This window comes from Streptomyces sp. NPDC003697 (assembly GCF_053587115.1).
On the sequence record NZ_JBSFNN010000112.1, the window covers coordinates 1 to 16,873 of the forward strand.

14 protein-coding genes are annotated in these 16,873 nt (G+C 74.5%); 8 read left to right on the plus strand and 6 right to left on the minus strand.

The features are described from left to right. Nucleotides 1-147: 147 nt before the first annotated feature. The gene (locus ACWDNY_RS28775) at nucleotides 148-2,433 is read right to left on the minus strand and encodes a DEAD/DEAH box helicase (RefSeq protein ID WP_451648733.1); all 2,286 of its coding nucleotides are present in this window, start codon (nucleotides 2,431-2,433) and stop codon (nucleotides 148-150) included. Between the two features lie 488 nt (nucleotides 2,434-2,921). On the opposite strand from ACWDNY_RS28775, the gene ACWDNY_RS28780 reads away from it, so the two are divergent. Then, entirely contained in the window at nucleotides 2,922-3,668 is a 747-nt protein-coding gene (locus ACWDNY_RS28780; protein WP_451648734.1) for a ferritin-like fold-containing protein, read from the plus strand. A 57-nt stretch (nucleotides 3,669-3,725) separates the two neighbouring features. On the opposite strand, the gene ACWDNY_RS28785 is transcribed toward ACWDNY_RS28780, so the two are convergent. The 4 genes from ACWDNY_RS28785 to ACWDNY_RS28800 all read right to left on the minus strand — a co-directional run bounded on the left by ACWDNY_RS28785 (nucleotide 3,726) and on the right by ACWDNY_RS28800 (nucleotide 5,748). After that, a complete protein-coding gene (locus ACWDNY_RS28785) occupies nucleotides 3,726-3,995 on the minus strand; it encodes a hypothetical protein (protein WP_451648735.1) in 270 nt (89 codons plus the stop codon). 210 nt (nucleotides 3,996-4,205) lie between these two features. Continuing rightward, nucleotides 4,206-4,433 (minus strand): DUF3107 domain-containing protein, encoded by a 228-nt coding sequence (locus ACWDNY_RS28790; RefSeq protein ID WP_030854792.1) that lies wholly within the window; start codon nucleotides 4,431-4,433, stop codon nucleotides 4,206-4,208. Nucleotides 4,434-4,591: 158 nt separating this feature from the next. Then, nucleotides 4,592-5,236, minus strand: a complete 645-nt coding sequence (locus ACWDNY_RS28795; protein WP_451648736.1) for a TetR/AcrR family transcriptional regulator — start codon at nucleotides 5,234-5,236, stop codon at nucleotides 4,592-4,594. A 266-nt stretch (nucleotides 5,237-5,502) separates the two neighbouring features. Beyond that, the gene (locus tag ACWDNY_RS28800) at nucleotides 5,503-5,748 is read right to left on the minus strand and encodes a hypothetical protein (protein ID WP_451648737.1); all 246 of its coding nucleotides are present in this window, start codon (nucleotides 5,746-5,748) and stop codon (nucleotides 5,503-5,505) included. 202 nt (nucleotides 5,749-5,950) lie between these two features. Between ACWDNY_RS28800 and ACWDNY_RS28805 the strand changes: the two genes are divergently transcribed. The 7 genes from ACWDNY_RS28805 (at nucleotide 5,951) to moeZ (ending at nucleotide 15,458) form a co-directional block, all read left to right on the plus strand. Continuing rightward, nucleotides 5,951-7,117 carry an alpha/beta fold hydrolase gene (locus ACWDNY_RS28805; protein WP_451648738.1) on the plus strand — a complete coding sequence of 389 codons (1,167 nt, stop codon included), beginning with the start codon at nucleotides 5,951-5,953 and terminating at the stop codon, nucleotides 7,115-7,117. A gap of 221 nt (nucleotides 7,118-7,338) precedes the next feature. Continuing rightward, a complete protein-coding gene (locus ACWDNY_RS28810) occupies nucleotides 7,339-9,000 on the plus strand; it encodes a DUF3152 domain-containing protein (protein WP_451648744.1) in 1,662 nt (553 codons plus the stop codon). Nucleotides 9,001-9,208: 208 nt separating this feature from the next. After that, on the plus strand, nucleotides 9,209-10,924 hold the full coding sequence (locus tag ACWDNY_RS28815) for a DUF3492 domain-containing protein (RefSeq protein WP_451648745.1): 1,716 nt from the start codon (nucleotides 9,209-9,211) through the stop codon (nucleotides 10,922-10,924). Next, nucleotides 10,921-12,201, plus strand: a complete 1,281-nt coding sequence (locus tag ACWDNY_RS28820; protein ID WP_451648739.1) for a hypothetical protein — start codon at nucleotides 10,921-10,923, stop codon at nucleotides 12,199-12,201. Before ACWDNY_RS28815 ends, ACWDNY_RS28820 begins: the two co-directional genes overlap by 4 nt. Before the next feature lie 315 nt (nucleotides 12,202-12,516). Next, nucleotides 12,517-13,479 carry an NAD-dependent epimerase/dehydratase family protein gene (locus ACWDNY_RS28825; protein WP_451648740.1) on the plus strand — a complete coding sequence of 321 codons (963 nt, stop codon included), beginning with the start codon at nucleotides 12,517-12,519 and terminating at the stop codon, nucleotides 13,477-13,479. After that, nucleotides 13,467-14,216: a spherulation-specific family 4 protein gene (locus ACWDNY_RS28830; protein WP_451648741.1), complete on the plus strand. Its 750-nt coding sequence runs from the start codon at nucleotides 13,467-13,469 to the stop codon at nucleotides 14,214-14,216. The genes ACWDNY_RS28825 and ACWDNY_RS28830 overlap by 13 nt, the downstream gene beginning before the upstream one ends. 63 nt (nucleotides 14,217-14,279) lie before the next feature. After that, a complete protein-coding gene (gene moeZ / locus ACWDNY_RS28835) occupies nucleotides 14,280-15,458 on the plus strand; it encodes an adenylyltransferase/sulfurtransferase MoeZ (RefSeq protein ID WP_451648742.1) in 1,179 nt (392 codons plus the stop codon). Nucleotides 15,459-16,110: 652 nt separating this feature from the next. Here moeZ and ACWDNY_RS28840 read toward each other — a convergent pair. Next, nucleotides 16,111-16,873, minus strand: a 763-nt coding sequence (locus tag ACWDNY_RS28840; protein WP_451648743.1) for a transposase, incomplete at its 5' end; no start/stop codon positions are given.

Here is a 16,873-nt window from a genome sequence, read left to right on the forward strand (position 1 = left end):
CGAGGTCCCCTGGTACTGGCCCTGGGCGTGCGCGGGGGCGAGCCCGAACGAGATGCCCCAACTGCCCGCCGCCTGCCGCACCTCGCCGAGGACGTCCCGCAGCAGCTCGTACGGGCTTGCCGTACGGCCGGATGGGCGGGAGCCCGATCAGGCCTGCGTGTCCACGGTGGCCGTCGCCTTCCGGGTCCGGCGCGCGGGCTTGGCCGCCTCGCCCGTCCCGGCCGTGTCACCGGCCGCCTCAGGAGCTTCCGCGACCTTGCGGGTGCGGCGGCGCGGCTTCGCCTCCCGCTCCCCGGTCGCCTGCGCCGGGATGTCGGCCGTGGCGGCCTCCGGGGCTTCCGCGGCTTCTGCGGCCTTGCGGGTGCGGCGGCGCGGCTTGGCCTCGGCCTGCGCGGTGACACCCTCGGCGCTGTCGACGGCCGCTACGGCAGCGACGGCCTTCTTCCGCGTGCGGCGCGGCTTGGCCTCGGCGGCCTCGGCCGTGTCGACCGCGACCTCGGGGGCCTCGGGAGTTTCGGGGGCTTCGGCGGCCTTGCGGGTGCGGCGGCGCGGCTTGGTCTCCGCCTCCGCGTCGGTCTCCGGTGCCTGAGCCGTCACGGCCGCCGTCCTGCGGGTGCGGCGGGGCCTGGTCTCCGTCGCGCTCTCGGCGGTGTCGACGGCGACCTCGGCCGTGACGGCCGCGGCCTCGGGGGCCTCGGCGGTCTTGCGGGTGCGGCGGCGCGGCTTCGGCTCGGTGACCGCCGTCTCCGCGGCCTCCGGGGCCGCGTCGCCGATCGCGCCGGTGAAAGCGGCCGGTGCGGTGTCGTCGGTCTGAGCCGTGCTCACCGCGCGCTCCGCCGCCTTGCGGGTGCGGCGGCGGCGCGGCGCGGCCGGCGTCTCGGCGGCGTCGAGGGCCGGGCCCTCCGCCGTCGTGACCGCGGCCTCGGCCGCAGCAGGCGCGGCAGGCTCGGAGGCGGCAGCCGCGGGCGGGGCCGCGGTCTCGGCGGTCACCGGCTGCGCCGGCTCCCCGCCGCGCATCCGCCGGCGGCGACGCGGCGTACGCGGGCCGGTGGCCTCCTCGGACGTGGTGCCTCCGGTCGCCGACACGCCGTCGGCTGACGTGCCGCCGGGCGCCGAGTCCAGCGGCGCGCCGTTGCGCGTACGGCGCCGGCGGCGCGGCGTGCGCTCCGGACGCTCACGGTCGGCCGTGCGGGCAGCGCCCCGGTCGTCCCGGCCACCGCGACCGCGTCCACCGCGGCCACCCGTCTCGCCGAGGTCCTCCAGCTCCTCCGCCGCCAGCCCGGCGCGCGTGCGCTCCGAGCGCGGCAGGACGCCCTTGGTGCCGGCGGGGATGTTGAGGTCGGCGAACAGGTGCGGGGATGTGGAGTACGTCTCCACCGGGTCGTTGAAGCCCAGCTCCAGCGCCTTGTTGATCAGCTGCCAGCGCGGGATGTCGTCCCAGTCGACGAACGTGACCGCCGTGCCCTTCGCGCCCGCGCGGCCGGTACGGCCGACGCGGTGCAGGAACGTCTTCTCGTCCTCGGGCGACTGGTAGTTGATGACGTGGGTGACGCCCTCGACGTCGATGCCGCGCGCGGCGACGTCGGTGCAGACGAGGACGTCCACCTTGCCGTTGCGGAAGGCGCGCAGGGCCTGCTCGCGGGCGCCCTGGCCGAGGTCGCCGTGGACGGCGCCCGAGGCGAAGCCGCGCCGCTGCAGCTGCTCGGCGATGTCGGCAGCGGTGCGCTTGGTCCGGCAGAAGATCATCGCCAGCCCGCGGCCATCGGCCTGCAGGATGCGCGCGATCATCTCCGGCTTGTCCATGGAGTGCGCCCGGTAGACGAACTGCTTGGTGTTCGCCACGGTCGCGCCCTCGTCGTCCGGCGCGGTGGCGCGGATGTGCGTGGGCTGGGACATGTAACGGCGGGCCAGACCGATCACGGCGCCCGGCATGGTCGCCGAGAACAGCATGGTCTGCCGCTTCGCCGGCAGCATGTTGATGATCTTCTCGACGTCGGGCAGGAAGCCCAGGTCGAGCATCTCGTCGGCCTCGTCGAGGACCAGCGACTTGATGTGCTTCAGGTCCAGCTTCCTCTGGCCCGCCAGGTCCAGCAGGCGGCCCGGGGTGCCGACGACCACGTCGACGCCCTTCTGCAGGGCCTCGACCTGGGGCTCGTAGGCCCGGCCGCCGTAGATGGCGAGGACCCGCACGTTGCGCACCTTGCCGGCGGTCAGCAGGTCGTTGGTGACCTGCGTGCACAGCTCGCGCGTGGGCACGACGACGAGCGCCTGCGGCGCGCCGGTGAGGTCCTCGGGCTTGGCGCGGCCCGCCTCGACGTCGGCGGGAACGGTCACGCGGTCCAGGAGGGGGAGACCGAAGCCCAGCGTCTTGCCGGTGCCCGTCTTGGCCTGGCCGATGACGTCCGAGCCCGAGAGGGCCACGGGAAGCGTCATCTCCTGGATGGGGAAGGGAGAGGTGATGCCGACGGCCTCCAGGGCCTCGGCGGTCTCGGGAAGGATTCCGAGTTCACGAAACGTCGTAGTCAGGGTGCTGCCTCTTCTGTGTGCGCGGCGCGAGGCGAACGCGGGGGTCGTGTCGTCCGACCGTGCCGGGGACGTACGGCCGCTCTCACGGGCGGACCGTGTGGCACGGGACCACAGCCGACGCTCTAGCGCTCGAACCGCTGAGGGTCCCTCCGGTCGTCGTACGCGCCAGGGCGTGCGGTCGGCCAGGGAGGGCTGTCGGGTCGGAGCCGATCGGGCCACCGACCGGGCATCCTCATGCGTGCGCCCTGTCGAGGTACGTCGAAGTACTCGCCGGGCGCACTTACCACCATACCCCGGAATCGTGCACACGCGATGGCCGATTCGGTCACGTAGCCGTCGTCACACTGAACGGCCATGTCCGTGCGTGGCGCGGAGAGCGGGCTATTGTGCGCTGCATGACGAGCTCTGACAAGCCTGACAACGGCTCCGACGCACCCGCCGCGCGCACCGGGGTTTCCACCCGGGACTGGGCCGCGGCCTCCGCCGACCCGCACTACCGCGCCGCGGTCGTGGACCTGCTCGGCGCGCTGGCGTACGGGGAGCTGGCGGCGTTCGAGCGGCTCGCGGAGGACGCCAAGCTCGCGCCCACCCTCGCGGACAAGGCCGAGCTGGCGAAGATGGCCTCGGCCGAGTTCCACCACTTCGAGCGGCTGCGCGACCGGCTCGCCGAGATCGGCGAGGAGCCGACCGCGGCCATGGAGCCGTTTGTCGCGGCGCTCGACGGCTTCCACCGGCAGACGGCGCCCTCGGACTGGCTCGAAGGCCTCGTCAAGGCGTACGTCGGAGACTCGATCGCCAGTGACTTCTACCGTGAGGTCGCCGTCCGCCTGGACGTGGACACCCGGGAGCTGGTGCTGGCCGTCCTCGACGACACCGGTCACGCCGGCTTCGCCGTGGAGAAGGTGCGCGCCGCCATCGACGCGGACCCGCGCGTGGGCGGCCGGCTCGCGCTGTGGGCGCGGCGTCTGATGGGCGAGGCACTGTCGCAGTCCCAGCGGGTCGTGGCCGACCGGGACGCGCTGTCCACCATGCTCGTCGGCGGGGTGGCGGACGGCTTCGACCTCGCCGAGGTCGGCAGGATGTTCTCCCGGATCACCGAGGCGCACACCAAGCGCATGTCGGCGCTGGGTCTGGCCGCCTGACGGCCTGCGGCCCGGGTGGGCCGCCTCCTCGGGGGACGCGCCGGCGCCGGCGCCGGATCAGGCCGGCGCGGACCGCCGGCGCAGTCTGCCCGCGGGGCGCAGCAGCAGCGACAGGGACGCGACCGAGACGACCGCCGCGCCCACGAGGCTCGGCAGGACACCGCCGGTGCCCAGCGCGCTGTGCGTGACGAAGTCACCGAAGAGCGCGCCCGCGACCCCGGTCGACAGCACCAGCGGCGTGGCGGGCAGGCGGTGCGAGAGCCGGTGGAGCGCTGCCCATGCGAGCAGCAGACCGAGCGCGGCCGAGCCGAACGCTTCCAAGATCATGAGTGGTCCCTCCCGCACGGTCGGCCCGTGCCCGACGATCGTGACCCGTCATACCCCTGACCTGCGGAAGGCAACCCTCCCTGTGGCCCGTTCGTATGAGAACCGTGAAGGCCGGGCGGAGGCGGGCGGCACCGGGGAGGGGTCCGCGCACGAGGAGGGGTCCGGCGGTCCCACCGGACCGCCGGACCCCTCCGTTCGTCTCGGCCGGGACTACAGCGCGCCGAAGCCCACCTTGCGCGGGGCGGGCTCACCGATCTCCACGTACGCCAGCCGGTCGGCCGGAACCAGGAGCTTGCGGCCGTGCTCGTCCACGAGGCTCAGCAGCTGCGACTTGCCGGCCAGCGCCTCGGCCACGACGCGCTCGACCTCCTCGGCGGTCTGACCGCTCTCCAGAACGATCTCGCGGGGCGCGTGCTGCACGCCGATCTTGACCTCCACGGCTATGTCCCTCCGACGGTCAGTGAAGTGCGCGACCTTCCGCGCCGTACCCGCACACATTAGCCCGGTGAGGGGACGTAAACGCTGTGGCGGGGCACGCCAGGAGCGAACAGCCCGCGGGAATCCGGCCCCGGCCGCCCCGGACGGCCGGGGCCGTCTCAGTGATGCTGTTCGCTGCCGTGCAGGGGGAAGCCCGCGATGCCGCGCCATGCCAGCGACGTCAGCAGCTGCACCGCCTGGTCGCGCGGGACGCTGCGGTCGCTGTGCAGCCAGGAGCGGGCCACCACCTGGGCGAGGCCGCCGAGGCCGGAGGCGAGCAGCATCGACTCGGCGCGCGAGAGGCCGGTGTCCTCGGCGATCACTTCGCAGATCGCCTCGGCGCACTCGTTGGTGACCTTGTCGACGCGCTCGCGCACCGCGGGCTCGTTCGTCAGGTCGGACTCGAAGACCAGCCGGAAGGCGCCGCCGTCGTCCTCCACGTACGCGAAGTAGGCGTCCATCGTGGCGCGCACGCGCTGCTTGTTGTCCGTGGTCGACGCGAGCGCGCTGCGCACGGACTGGATGAGCGACGCGCAGTGCTGGTCCAGCAGGGCGAGGTAGAGGTCGAGCTTGCCCGGGAAGTGCTGGTAGAGCACCGGCTTGCTGACGCCGGCTCGCTCCGCGATGTCGTCCATGGCGGCCGCGTGGTAGCCCTGCGCCACGAAGACTTCCTGGGCGGCACCCAGCAGCTGGTTGCGCCGGGCACGGCGCGGCAGGCGGGTGCCGCGCGGGCGTGCCGCCTCTGTCTGCTCGATGGCTGTCACGCCGCCTCCCAAATTCGTCCTGATGCGGTGTGGACCGCGCCGCCATCGTACTTTTCGGTAACCGTGCTGTGCGCGGTGCGAGCGCAGTTTTTCACGGACCGGACGGTGCCGACGGCGGCGCGGAAGGTTCCATACGGGGTCATGCCGGGCGGGGCCCGGCGCCGCCGCTGCTCAGCGGCGGCCTCTGCCGTGCGCCACCGCGGACGTCACCGCGCCCGTCGCGTGGCTCCCCGGTCCGCGGACCACCTCACGCCTCGTCCCGCGCGTCACCGGTAGTCGTCCTCGTCGAGGGGGACGACGCGAGCCTGCTCCGCGAGGTCTGCCTCACTCGCCCGGTCCGGCTCCACACCGGCGAGGGGCTCGTCGCGGTCGGGCGCGACGTCCGCCAGCTGCTCGGCGGCGTCGCCCTCGGGGGCTTCGACGTCGATCTCCCTGCCCGCCTCGGCGTCCTCGGTGTCCTCGAACGTCTCGGGATCGGTGGGATCGATGGGATCGGTGGGATCAATGGTCATACTGGGCTCCCTTCGTACGAACGTCCCTGGAGATTCAGGGGCCACATGCGGGTGCCCTCTGTACGAGAGTAGGAGACACCCCAGGTGGACGCCATGCGGTCGGCGGCCGTGAGCGCGCGGGTTCCCGGCCGCCCCGGACCGGCCTGCGGCGTGTGATGGCGAACACGTGAACCACTGCGTGATCGTCTCGTAACATTGCCGCATGTCTTCGACCGAGCTGCCCTCCGTGCCGCCCGCCAATGTGCTGCCGCAGGTGGCGCCCGTCAGGGTCGAGGAAGGTGAACGGCTGCGGTCGGTCGGGCTGCCGGGGGTGACCCTGAGCGTCCGGTCCAGGCCGCCCGCTCGGAAGGGGCTGCCGCCCGCCCTGTACGTCCACGGACTGGGCGGCTCCTCGCAGAACTGGTCGGCGCTCATGGCCCTGATCAACGACGTCGTCGACGGGGAGGCGCTCGACCTGCCGGGCTTCGGGGACTCCCCGCCGCCGGACGACGGCGACTACTCCGTGACCGGCCACGCGCGCGCGGTCATCCGCTACCTCGACGCCTCCGGACGCGGCCCCCACCATCTGTTCGGCAACTCGATGGGCGGGGCGATCGCCACGCGTGTGGCCGCCGTGCGGCCCGACCTCGTCCGCACGCTGACCCTCGTCTCCCCGGCCCTGCCCGAGATCCGCGTGCAGCGCAGCGCCGTGCCGACGGGACTGCTCGCCGTGCCGGGCATCGCGCCCCTCTTCACACGCATGACCAGCAAATGGACGGTCGAGCAGCGCGTCCGCGGGGTCATGGCGCTGTGCTACGGCGATCCGGGCCGGGTGACGCCCGAGGGCTTCCGCAACGCGGTGGAGGAGATGGAGCGGCGGCTGCGGCTGCCCTACCACTGGGACGCGATGGCGCGCTCGGCACGCGGCATCGTCAACGCCTACACGCTCGGCGGCCAGCACGGGCTGTGGCGCCAGGCCGAACGCGTCCTGGCGCCCACGCTCCTCGTCTACGGCGCGCGGGACCAGCTGGTCGGCTTCCGCATGGCGCAGAAGGCGGCCCGCGCGTTCCGCGACGCCCGCCTGCTCACCCTGCCCGACGCCGGGCACGTGGCGATGATGGAGTACCCCGAGACGGTGGCGACCGCCTTCCGTGACCTGCTCCGGGACACGGGGCAGGCCGGGGACGGCGACGCGGCGGCCCGTGCCGCCGCGGGGGACGGGGCCCCGGCTCGCTCCGCACGCGGTGACGTCCGCGGCGTTTCTCCGGACGGCGGAACGCCGGGCGGTGCGAGACTCGACGGCGCGCGACCGGACGGTACGGGACCGGACGGCGCGCGGCCCGACGGCACGGCTGCCGACGCGGGCGCCGACGCGAGTACAGGAGGCTGAGGGGCGAGGTGGGACGCCACAGCCGCCGCGGGCCGGCCGCCAAGGACGGCAGCACCGCGGAGACAACTGCAGGACGGGACGGCCGAACGGGCCGCGAGGGACGGGAAGGCCGGGAAGGCCGGGACCGGCGCGAGGACGGCGACCGGCGCGAGACCGCGGAGGACCGCGGCCGTCGGGCCGTCCGGCCCGCTCCGGGTGCGGTCCCGGAGAGCCGGCAGGCTCTGGGCGCGGCCCCGGGCGGCCGGCCCGCTCCGGGTGCCCCGCCGTCGGCCGGCCGGCGCCCGGGCCCCGCGCCGGCGCCCGGGCAGCAGCCGCCGGGCGCGGCCCCGGCACATGCGTACGGAGGGCCACGGCTGCCCGACGGGACGCCCGCGTACGGGGTGCCGCGGACGGCCGGCGGGACGCCCGCGTACGGGGTGCCGCGGACGGCCGGCGGGACGCCCGCGTACGGGGTGCCGCGTTCCGGTGACGGGGCGCCCGCGCAGGGCGTGTCGCGTTCCGGCGGGGCGACGCCCGGGTACGGGGTGCCGCGTTCCGGCGGCGGGACGCCGGCCCGCGGTGTTCCGCGTGTGCCGGACGGCACACGCGCTCGCGGTGGCGGTGTCCCGGGGGTGCCCGCCGGAACCCCGGCCCACGGCGTGCCGAGCAGCCCCGGCGCAGCCCAGGGCCACGGCGGTCCCCGGGCCCGAGGCGGACATCCCGAGCAGCGTGAAGCGGGCGGCGCCTGGGGCGCGTTCGAGGCGGGCGGCGGAGTCGGCGGTGCGCGGGAACGACGGGCCTCCCGGGGCGTCGCACTTCCCCGGCAGCGGCAGGCGCCGCCCGACGGACCCCGGCAGGCGTACGTGGACGCCTTCGACGAGGACGAGAACGTCTTCGCGCGCCGCGGTCCCGCCACCGTCCCCTCCTCGGACCCGGCCCACTCCGCGCCCGGACGGGACGCTGCGCCCGGGCAGAGCGCCGGGACGGGGCGCAACGTCCCGGCGGGGCGGAACGCCGCGTCCGCACGGAACGCCGAGCCCGGTCATGGCGCCGGTGACGGCGCCGGTGACGGCGCCTCGTCGCCGGCCGGCGAGCCGGCGGAGCGCAGGGGTACCAAGGGGCGCACGTTCACCGGCATCGCGGCCGCCGCCGTCACCACGGTGCTCGCCGTCGTCGTCGCCGGGCAGGTCGCCGACGGCCGTACCGGCGCCGCGGCGCGGCCGCAGTCGGCCACCGGCGGGGCCGGTGACGCCATCGCCGCGGGCGGCCCCGACGACTCCTCCGGAGCCGCCGGCGCCAGGCCGCTGTCGTACGAGCAGAAGATGGACCTGACCTACCCGCTCAGCCCCGAGCTGAAGGGATCGGGTGCGTTCGACGTCGTGCCCGGCTCCGCCAGGGCACCGGGCAAGGGGCGCAAGTACACCTACCGGGTGGACGTGGAGCGGGGACTGGGACTGGACGGCGAGCTGTTCGCCGAGGCCGTGCAGAAGACGCTCAACGACGACCGCAGCTGGGCCCACGGCGGCGAACGCACCTTCGAGCGGGTCTCCTCCGGTGAGCCGGACTTCGTGATCACGCTCGCCAGCCCGGGCACCACGGCCGAGTGGTGCGCCAAGTCGGGGCTGGACACGACCGAGGACAACGTCTCGTGCGACTCGGCCGCCACCGAACGCGTGATGATCAACGCCTACCGCTGGGCGCAGGGGTCCACGACGTACGGGGACCGCATCCACGCCTACCGGCAGATGCTGATCAACCACGAGGTCGGCCACCGGCTCGGCCACGGCCACGTCGACTGCGACAAGGACGGCGAGCTCGCCCCGGTGATGCAGCAGCAGACGAAGTTCCTCGACCACGACGGGATCCACTGCCTGCCCAACGCCTGGGTGCACCCCGAAGGCTGACGGGTCCGCGCGCCGCCATGACGGTGCGTGGGCGGACGATCTCCTAGCGCGACGGAACGCGGCCCGCACGGGAAAGTTACGACCGTTCACCCCTTTTGGTGGCGCGATGGACAACCGTCCGCCGCGCCACCGGCATGTCCGCATACGTTCTTCCCGCTGCGAGCCGCCCGACGGCGGCTCCCCGGACGGGAGGAAGCGGGGTGTGCTCGTGCGCATCGGACTGGTGACGGAGGGCGGCTACCCGTATGTGAGCGGTGAGTCCGGACCCTGGTGCGACCGGCTCGTGCGCGGACTCGGGCAGCACGAGTTCGACGTCTACGCCCTCAGCCGCAGCCGGCGGCAGGAGGACGAGGGCTGGGTGCCGCTGCCGCCGCACGTCGGCCGGATCCGCACGGCACCCCTGTGGCACGCCGAGGACGGCGCGATGCTCCACGGGCGTCGCGTGCGGCGCCGCTTCGCCGAGTGCTACGGGGAGCTGGCGGCGGTCCTGGCCACCACGAGCGCCGTCGACCGGGGTGACAGGGCCGGCCCCGAAGGCCCGGACGATCAGGCGGACCGTTTCGGCAGGGCGCTCTACGCGCTGGCCGACCTGGCCCGCGACGAGGGCGGCCTGGGCGCCGCACCGCGCTCCGAGGACGCCGTCCGCGCCCTGGAGGGTGCCTGCCGCGCCCCAGGCGCCGTGCGCGCCGTGCGCGGGGCGCGCGTGCCGGACCTGCTCACGGTCGCCGGGCATCTGGAACGCGCCCTGCGCCCCCTCTCGCTCGACTGGTACGGGGACGACGACCTCGGCGCGGCCGACCTCTGCCACACCGCGGCCGGCGGCACGGCCGCCCTGCCCGGACTGCTCGCCCGCCACTTCTGCGGTGTCCCCCTGCTCGTCACCGAGTACGGCGTGCGACTGCGCTCGCACTACCTGGCCCCGGGCGCCGAGGACACCGCGCCGGCCGTACGGGCCCTGCTCGCCGCCTTCCACGGCCGGCTCGCGACCGAGGCCTACCGCCGGGCCGCCGTCGTCACCCACGGCAACGCGCACGCCCGCCGCTGGCAGGAACGCTGCGGCGCGGACCGCGCCACCCTGCGCACCGTCCACCCCGGCATGGACGCCTCCCCCTTCGCCGAGGTCGGCGAGGCGCCGGACACCGCCGACCCCGGCACGCTGGTGTGGGCCGGACGCATCGAGCCGGCCAAGGACCTGGTGTCGCTGCTCCACGCCTTCGCCGAGGTCCGCAGGCGGCAGCCGGGGACACGCCTGCGCATCGTGGGCGCGCCGACGAGCCCCGAGGGGGCCGAGTACCTGGGGCACTGCCGGGCGCTGGCCGCCCAGCTCTTCCCCGACGAGGCGGAGGGGCCGCACACCGTCGGCGACAACCCGGTCTCCTTCGAGGAGGTCGGCGGCCCGGAGGCACGGACCGTCGCCGACGTGTACGCGTCCGGCGCGGTGACCGTCCTGTCGAGCGTCGTCGAGGGTTTCCCGCGCGGCCTCGTCGAGGCCATGTTCTGCGGTCGTGCCACGGTGTCCACCGACGTCGGCGCGGTCGTGGAGGTGGTGGGCGGCACCGGACTCGTCGTGCCCCCGCGCAACCCGCGGGCGCTCGCCGAAGCGTGCGTGGCACTGCTGTGCGACCCCGAGCGCCGTGCGCGCCTCGGCGCGGCCGCCCGTGCCCGCGCGCTCGAACTCTTCACCGTCGAGCAGAACATCGCCGCGTTCCACGGCATCTACCTCGAGATCGTCTCGCGGTGCCCGGTGCGGCGCGTCGTGCTCGACGGCACCGGCGCCCCCCTGCCCTTCGCCGACCCGGCCGAGGCCCACCTGCCCGGGTACTGGACGGGCACGTCCGCCGAAACGCGCGGCGCCCCCGCGTGGGCGGCCGGCGCCCCGGTACGCGCCACGGCCCACGGCACCGCCCCGGAGGCCGCACGATGACCGGCCCGACGACCGGCCCGGCCACGGGTCCGGCAGCCGGCCCGACCCGGCCGGACCACGCCGGCACCCCCGCCGCCCCCGCCGCCCCCGCCGCGACGGACGCGCGCACGCAGCCATGGCCCCGGGACCACGCGCGGACCCCCGGCGACGCCGGCCGGACCCGGGGCGTCAGCCTCCGCCGGGGTGCCGCCGACCCGGTGAAGGTGCTGATGCACCGCCACCGCGCCCTGTGCGAACGGGCCGTCGACCCCCTGGAGATCGCCGCCGGCCTGGAGGCCCACGGTGTCACCGACCGGACCGCCGCCCGGTTCCGCCACCGCGACGTCTTCTCGCTCGCCGAGGAGATGTACGCCCGTGTTCCCCGTGACGGCGACGCCCCCGCACGCCCCGTCACCGCCGCCGCACCCCGCACTGGCGCCCGCTGGATCCCGCTCAGCCTGCTGCCCGGCGCGCTGTGCGCGGCGGCCGTGACCGCAACGCGCCTCACCGACGGCCGCCCCCGCCTGCTGGCGGCCGCCGCCGGTGTCCTCGCCGTCGCCCTCGCCGTGCGCGCCGTGCTCCGCCACGGCCCGCTGAGCGTGAGGCGGCCCGTGCCGGGCGGCCCGCACACGCCGGGCGCCCGGAGGTGCACGTCCTGGCTCCTCGGCTACGCCCTCCTCGGCGACGGCCTGCTGGGCGCCGCCGTGGCGGGCGGCCCCGACGGACTGCCGGACGGCACCGCCGCCGGTCCCTGGCCCGTGGCCGTCGCACCCGTCCTGGCCCTCACCCTCGCCTGCGCCCCGGCGGCGGGGGCAGCCCACCTCTTCGCCCTGCGCGCCCGGCGCCGGCTGCACGCCAGCCACGGCCTGGAGGAGTTCGCCGCCTCGGTGCGGCCCCTGCTGCTCGGCACGTTCGGCATGTTCCTATGCGCTCTGACCGCCCTGCTCGCCGCCTGCGGCGCGGTGCTCCACGAGCCCGCCGCCTACGCCCAGGCCCTCGCCCTCGGCGCCCTGCTCCTGCTCGCCCGGCTCCTCGCGGCGCACGGCTTCCACCACGCGCCGGTGGTGGGCCTCGCCGTCGCGGCCGGGACCGAGGCCGCCGCCCAGGCCGCCGTCTTCGCGGCCCGCCTCCCGGGCTGCGACGTCCTGGCCGTACCGGTCGACACCCTCGTCGCGCGCTGGGGCCCGGGGAGCGTCCCGGCCCTCGCCTGCGGAGCGGCCGCCTGCCTGCTCCTCGTCCACGCGACCCGCAGGCTGGCCAGGGCGTCGGCCCACGCTTCGGCGGAGGGCCCGCCGTGAGGGACTCCGGGACACCCGCCCGCGCGGGCCGGGCGCCCACGCCCCGGCCCGCGCGCCCCGGCGGCGCGGGACGCCGAGCGGGCGCTACGCACTCCCGCGGGCCCGAGCCGCACACCCGGACGGCCCGGCGCGGCCGGCGGCACCGGGTGCCGCCCGGGACGCGGCCGCCGCGCCCGTGCGACCGCCTCGCCCCACCCCGAGCCACCCCGAGCCCGAGCACCCCCTGCGCACCACCCCTGAAGGAGAACGCCAGATGACCACCTCCCGATCCGGAGCATCCGCAGCCACCGGAGCGCACACCCCGGGAGCCGACCGATGAGAGTCCTGCTGATCGGCGCCAACGGATACCTCGGCCGGTTCGTCGCCGACCGCCTCCTCGCCGACCCGGCCGTCCAGCTCACCGCCCTCGGCCGCGGCGACGACGCGGACGTCCGCTTCGACCTCGCGGCGGGCAGCCCCGGCGCGCTGACCCGCTTCCTCGACGCGGTCCACCCCGGGGTCGTCATCAACTGCGCCGGTGCCACCCGGGGCGGCGCCCGCGAACTCACCCGGCACAACACCGTCGCCGTCGCCACCGTCTGCGAGGCTCTGCGGCGCAGCGGCTGCGGTGCCCGTCTGGTGCAGATCGGCTGCAGCGCCGAGTACGGCCCGAGCCAGCCCGGCTCGTGCACCGCCGAGGACGCCGTGCCCCGCCCGGGAGGGCCCTACGGCGTCAGCAAGCTCGCCGCCACCGAGCTGGTCCTCGGCTCCGGGCTCGACGCCGTCGTGCTCCGGGTCTTCTCACCCGCCGGACCGGGCACCCCGGCCGGCTCCCCGCTCGGCCGGCTCGCCGAGGCCATGCGCCGCGCCATGCAGTCCGGCGACGGCGAACTCAAGCTCGGCGGCCTGGGCGCCCAGCGCGACTTCGTCGACGTCCGCGACGTGGCCCGCGCCGTCCACGCCGCCTCCCTGTCGGCCGCGCAGGGCGTCATCAACATCGGCTCGGGCCGCGCCGTACGGCTGCGGGACGCCGCCGCCGTCCTGGCCAGGGTCGCCGGATACGGCGGCGCCCTGAACGAACTGGACGGCCCGCCCGGCGGCCACCTCAGGCCCGCCATCGGGCACCCCCGCGGCGAGCCGGACCACCCGGCCCCGGTCGCGTACCCGTACCCCGACGGCTGCGGCAGCTGGCAGCAGGCCGACGTGCGCACCGCGCGCGACCGGCTGGGCTGGCGCCCCCGGATCAGCCTCGAGGAGTCCCTCGCCGACATCTGGATGGAGGCGGCATGCCGTATCTGACCAGCACCCCGGCGGGCATGTCCAGCACCGAGGTGCGTACCGGATTCGGCGTGCCCGGCTGCGCCCACCCCCTGCTCGCCCCGGCCGAGTGGACCGAGCTGACCCGGCCGGGCAGGCCCCTGCACTGGGTGGTCCTCGACGTCGCCGACGGCCCCGGCGTCCGTCCCGACCCGCACTGCCTGGACGCGGCCGGGCGCCTGCGCAACGGGGGCGTGCGGGTGCTCGGCCGCCTCGACGCCGCGCACGGCCTGCGGACCCTCACCGACCTGGCCGCCGACGCGCGCCGGTACGCCGAGTGGTACCGGACCGACGGATTCCTGCTGGACCGCTGTCCGGCCGACCGCGCCGCCCTGCCGGCGGTCCGACGCGTGGCCGGGGCGCTCCGGGGACTGCGTGAGGGAGCGCACATCGTCCTCGGCCACGGCACCCACCCGCACCCGGACTACGCCGGGGTCGGCGACCAGCTCGTGACCTTCTCCGGGCCCTGGAGCGACTACCGCTGGTCGCAGGTCGCGGAGTGGACCGCCGACCATCCTCCGGAGCGCTTCTGCCACTTCGTGCACGGTGTGCCGCGCGGGCATCTCGACGAGGCTCTGCGCATCGCCCGCTGGCAGGGTGCGGCGACCATCTGGTTCACGGACCGCACGGACCGTGGGGGCCGCGCCGACCCCTGGGAGTGCCTGCCCGGCTACTGGGACGACATCGTCTCGCGGCTCGGAACAGGTGTCTCGGAATGAAGAAGACCATGGCAGTGTTACGGGAAGTACAACCGTAGTGATCGACCGACCAACGGAGTCCCCGTGTCGTTGCCACCCCTGGTGGAGCCCGCTTCCGAGCTCACCGTAGACGAGGTTCGCAGGTACTCCCGCCACCTGATCATCCCGGACGTGGGGATGGACGGGCAGAAGCGGCTGAAGAACGCCAAGGTGCTGTGTGTGGGCGCCGGCGGCCTGGGCTCGCCCGCCCTGATGTACCTGGCGGCGGCGGGCGTGGGCACGCTCGGCATCGTGGAGTTCGACGAGGTCGACGAGTCGAACCTGCAGCGCCAGATCATCCACAGCCAGTCCGACATCGGCCGTTCGAAGGCCGAATCCGCGCGTGACACGGTCAAGGGCATCAACCCGTACGTGAACGTGGTCCTGCACGAGGAGCGGCTCGAGGCCGACAACGTGATGGACATCTTCAGCCAGTACGACCTGATCATCGACGGCACGGACAACTTCGCCACCCGTTACCTGGTCAACGACGCGTGTGTGCTGCTGAACAAGCCGTACGTGTGGGGCTCCATCTACCGCTTCGACGGTCAGGCCTCCGTCTTCTGGTCCGAGCACGGGCCCTGCTACCGCTGCCTCTACCCGGAGCCCCCGCCCCCCGGCATGGTCCCCTCCTGCGCCGAGGGCGGCGTGCTGGGCGTGCTGTGCGCGTCCATCGGCTCCATCCAGGTCAACGAGGCGATCAAGCTCCTCGCCGGCATCGGTGAGCCGCTGGTCGGCCGCCTGATGATCTACGACGCCCTGGAGATGCAGTACCGCCAGGTCAAGGTCCGCAAGGACCCCGACTGCGCGGTCTGCGGCGAGAACCCGACCGTCACCGAGCTCATCGACTACGAGGCCTTCTGCGGCGTCGTGTCCGAGGAGGCCCAGGCGGCCGCCGCCGGCTCGACGATCACTCCCAAGCAGCTCAAGGAGTGGATCGACGACGGCGAGAGCATCGAGATCATCGACGTCCGCGAGCCCAACGAGTACGAGATCGTCTCCATCCCGGGCGCCCGGCTGATCCCGAAGAACGAGTTCCTCATGGGCACCGCGCTGGAGAGCCTGCCGCAGGACAGGAAGATCGTCTTGCACTGCAAGACGGGCGTCCGCAGTGCGGAAGTCCTCGCCGTCCTGAAGTCCGCGGGCTTCGCCGACGCCGTCCACGTCGGCGGCGGCGTGATCGGCTGGGTCAACCAGATCGAACCGCACAAGCCCGTCTACTGATCACCGGTCCGGCTCACCAGCGGGACTGACGAAGCCCACGGCTCTGACCAGTTCAGATGCCGTGGGCTTCTGTCGTTGTCGGTCCACGTCGGGTGACGTCGTACGGCCCAGGGACGGCCCGGACATCGCACCGTGCCGCCGCTGTGGGCTGGGTCCGCTAGCATCCCGGCATCGGGGGGGCAGACATGACACTGAGCCGTAAGGGAGCGCGGCGCATAGTCGTGGACGGCGCGATCTACCGCTGGCGGCTGCGACGCAGGCCCACCTACAGCCAGGCCCTCTGCTGGTCGCCGTGTGCTTACGCCGTGGAGCGTGCGGATCATCCTGGGACGACTCTCGTCGTCACCACGAACCAGCCTCACACCGGCAACTGGATTGGACGCTCGGGCAATCCGGTACTGCCCTCCGATGTTGCCGACGCTATCCAGGTCGCCCTACTACAGGGTTGGGTCCCCACTCATGCGGGCTCACCGTTTCACCTCGACCAGTCCGCCGGCTTCTCTTCCTCGTTCTGAACTGGCTGGGGGCGAGCACCGCTTTAGGAGTTCGATCCGAGCCCGCTCCGACTGCGGTCGTCGGCTGGTGTGACAGCCGGACAGAGACGCTGGCGTACGCCCCCGTCCGGTGTCGTTGATGACGCTCCTATAGGCCGTCAAGCGGTCTGTGTGAGTGGTTTCGGTGTGTGGTGGGGACGGGTGAGGTGCCCGTAGACCTCGCGGGCGATGAACCGTTTGAGGCAGCGGAGGATGTCCTTCTTGGACATGCCTTCGGAGGTGCGGCGGGCGACGTAGTTCTGGGTCCGCTGGTCGTAGCGCATGCGGACCAGCGCGATCATGTGGAGTGCGTGGTTGGCCCGGCGGTCGCCGCCGCGGTTGAGGCGGTGCCGGTTGGTGCGGCCCGAGCTGGCCTGGATGGGGGCTGCCGCGCACAGGTGCGCGAACGATGCCTCCGAGGTGAGCCGCTCGGGGTTGTCGCCGGCGGTGATCAGGAGCTGGGCGGCGGTCTCGATGCCCACTCCGGACAGTGCGACCAGCGAGGGTGCCGCTTCGACCACCAGCGACTTCAGCTCGGCATCGGCGTCGGCGATCTCCGCGGTGAGGTATTGGTGGCGCCGGGCCAGGCGCCGCAGGGAGATCCTGACCGCGCAGGCCGGATCGCGGGTGTCCGCGCCGGGCCGGGACCGTGACAGCTGCTTGATCAGCTCGGCGGGGGCCAGGGTGCGTAGCCGCTCACGGACCTCGTCCGGCGCGGTGATGATGAGGTTGCGGATCTGGTTGATGATCTGTGTGCGGGCTTTGACGGCCGAGCGGCGGACCACTTGCAGGGCGCGGATGGCCTCCACGATGCCGTCGTGGGTCTTGGGGGTCCCGCTGGCCCGGCCGGAGAGTACGGCTGTCGCCGCGGCGAAGGCGTCT

What these genes read in the sequence shown, in the direction of transcription:
- ACWDNY_RS28780 (WP_451648734.1), top strand. Translation starts at nt 2,922, where the DNA reads ATGACGAGCTCTGACAAGCCTGACAACGGCTCCGACGCACCCGCCGCG.
- ACWDNY_RS28775 (WP_451648733.1), bottom strand. Translation starts at nt 2,433, where the DNA reads ATGACGCTTCCCGTGGCCCTCTCGGGCTCGGACGTCATCGGCCAGGCC.
- ACWDNY_RS28820 (WP_451648739.1), top strand. Translation starts at nt 10,921, where the DNA reads ATGACCGGCCCGACGACCGGCCCGGCCACGGGTCCGGCAGCCGGCCCG.
- ACWDNY_RS28785 (WP_451648735.1), bottom strand. Translation starts at nt 3,995, where the DNA reads ATGATCTTGGAAGCGTTCGGCTCGGCCGCGCTCGGTCTGCTGCTCGCA.
- ACWDNY_RS28825 (WP_451648740.1), top strand. Translation starts at nt 12,517, where the DNA reads ATGAGAGTCCTGCTGATCGGCGCCAACGGATACCTCGGCCGGTTCGTC.
- ACWDNY_RS28830 (WP_451648741.1), top strand. Translation starts at nt 13,467, where the DNA reads ATGCCGTATCTGACCAGCACCCCGGCGGGCATGTCCAGCACCGAGGTG.
- ACWDNY_RS28800 (WP_451648737.1), bottom strand. Translation starts at nt 5,748, where the DNA reads ATGACCATTGATCCCACCGATCCCATCGATCCCACCGATCCCGAGACG.
- ACWDNY_RS28805 (WP_451648738.1), top strand. Translation starts at nt 5,951, where the DNA reads ATGTCTTCGACCGAGCTGCCCTCCGTGCCGCCCGCCAATGTGCTGCCG.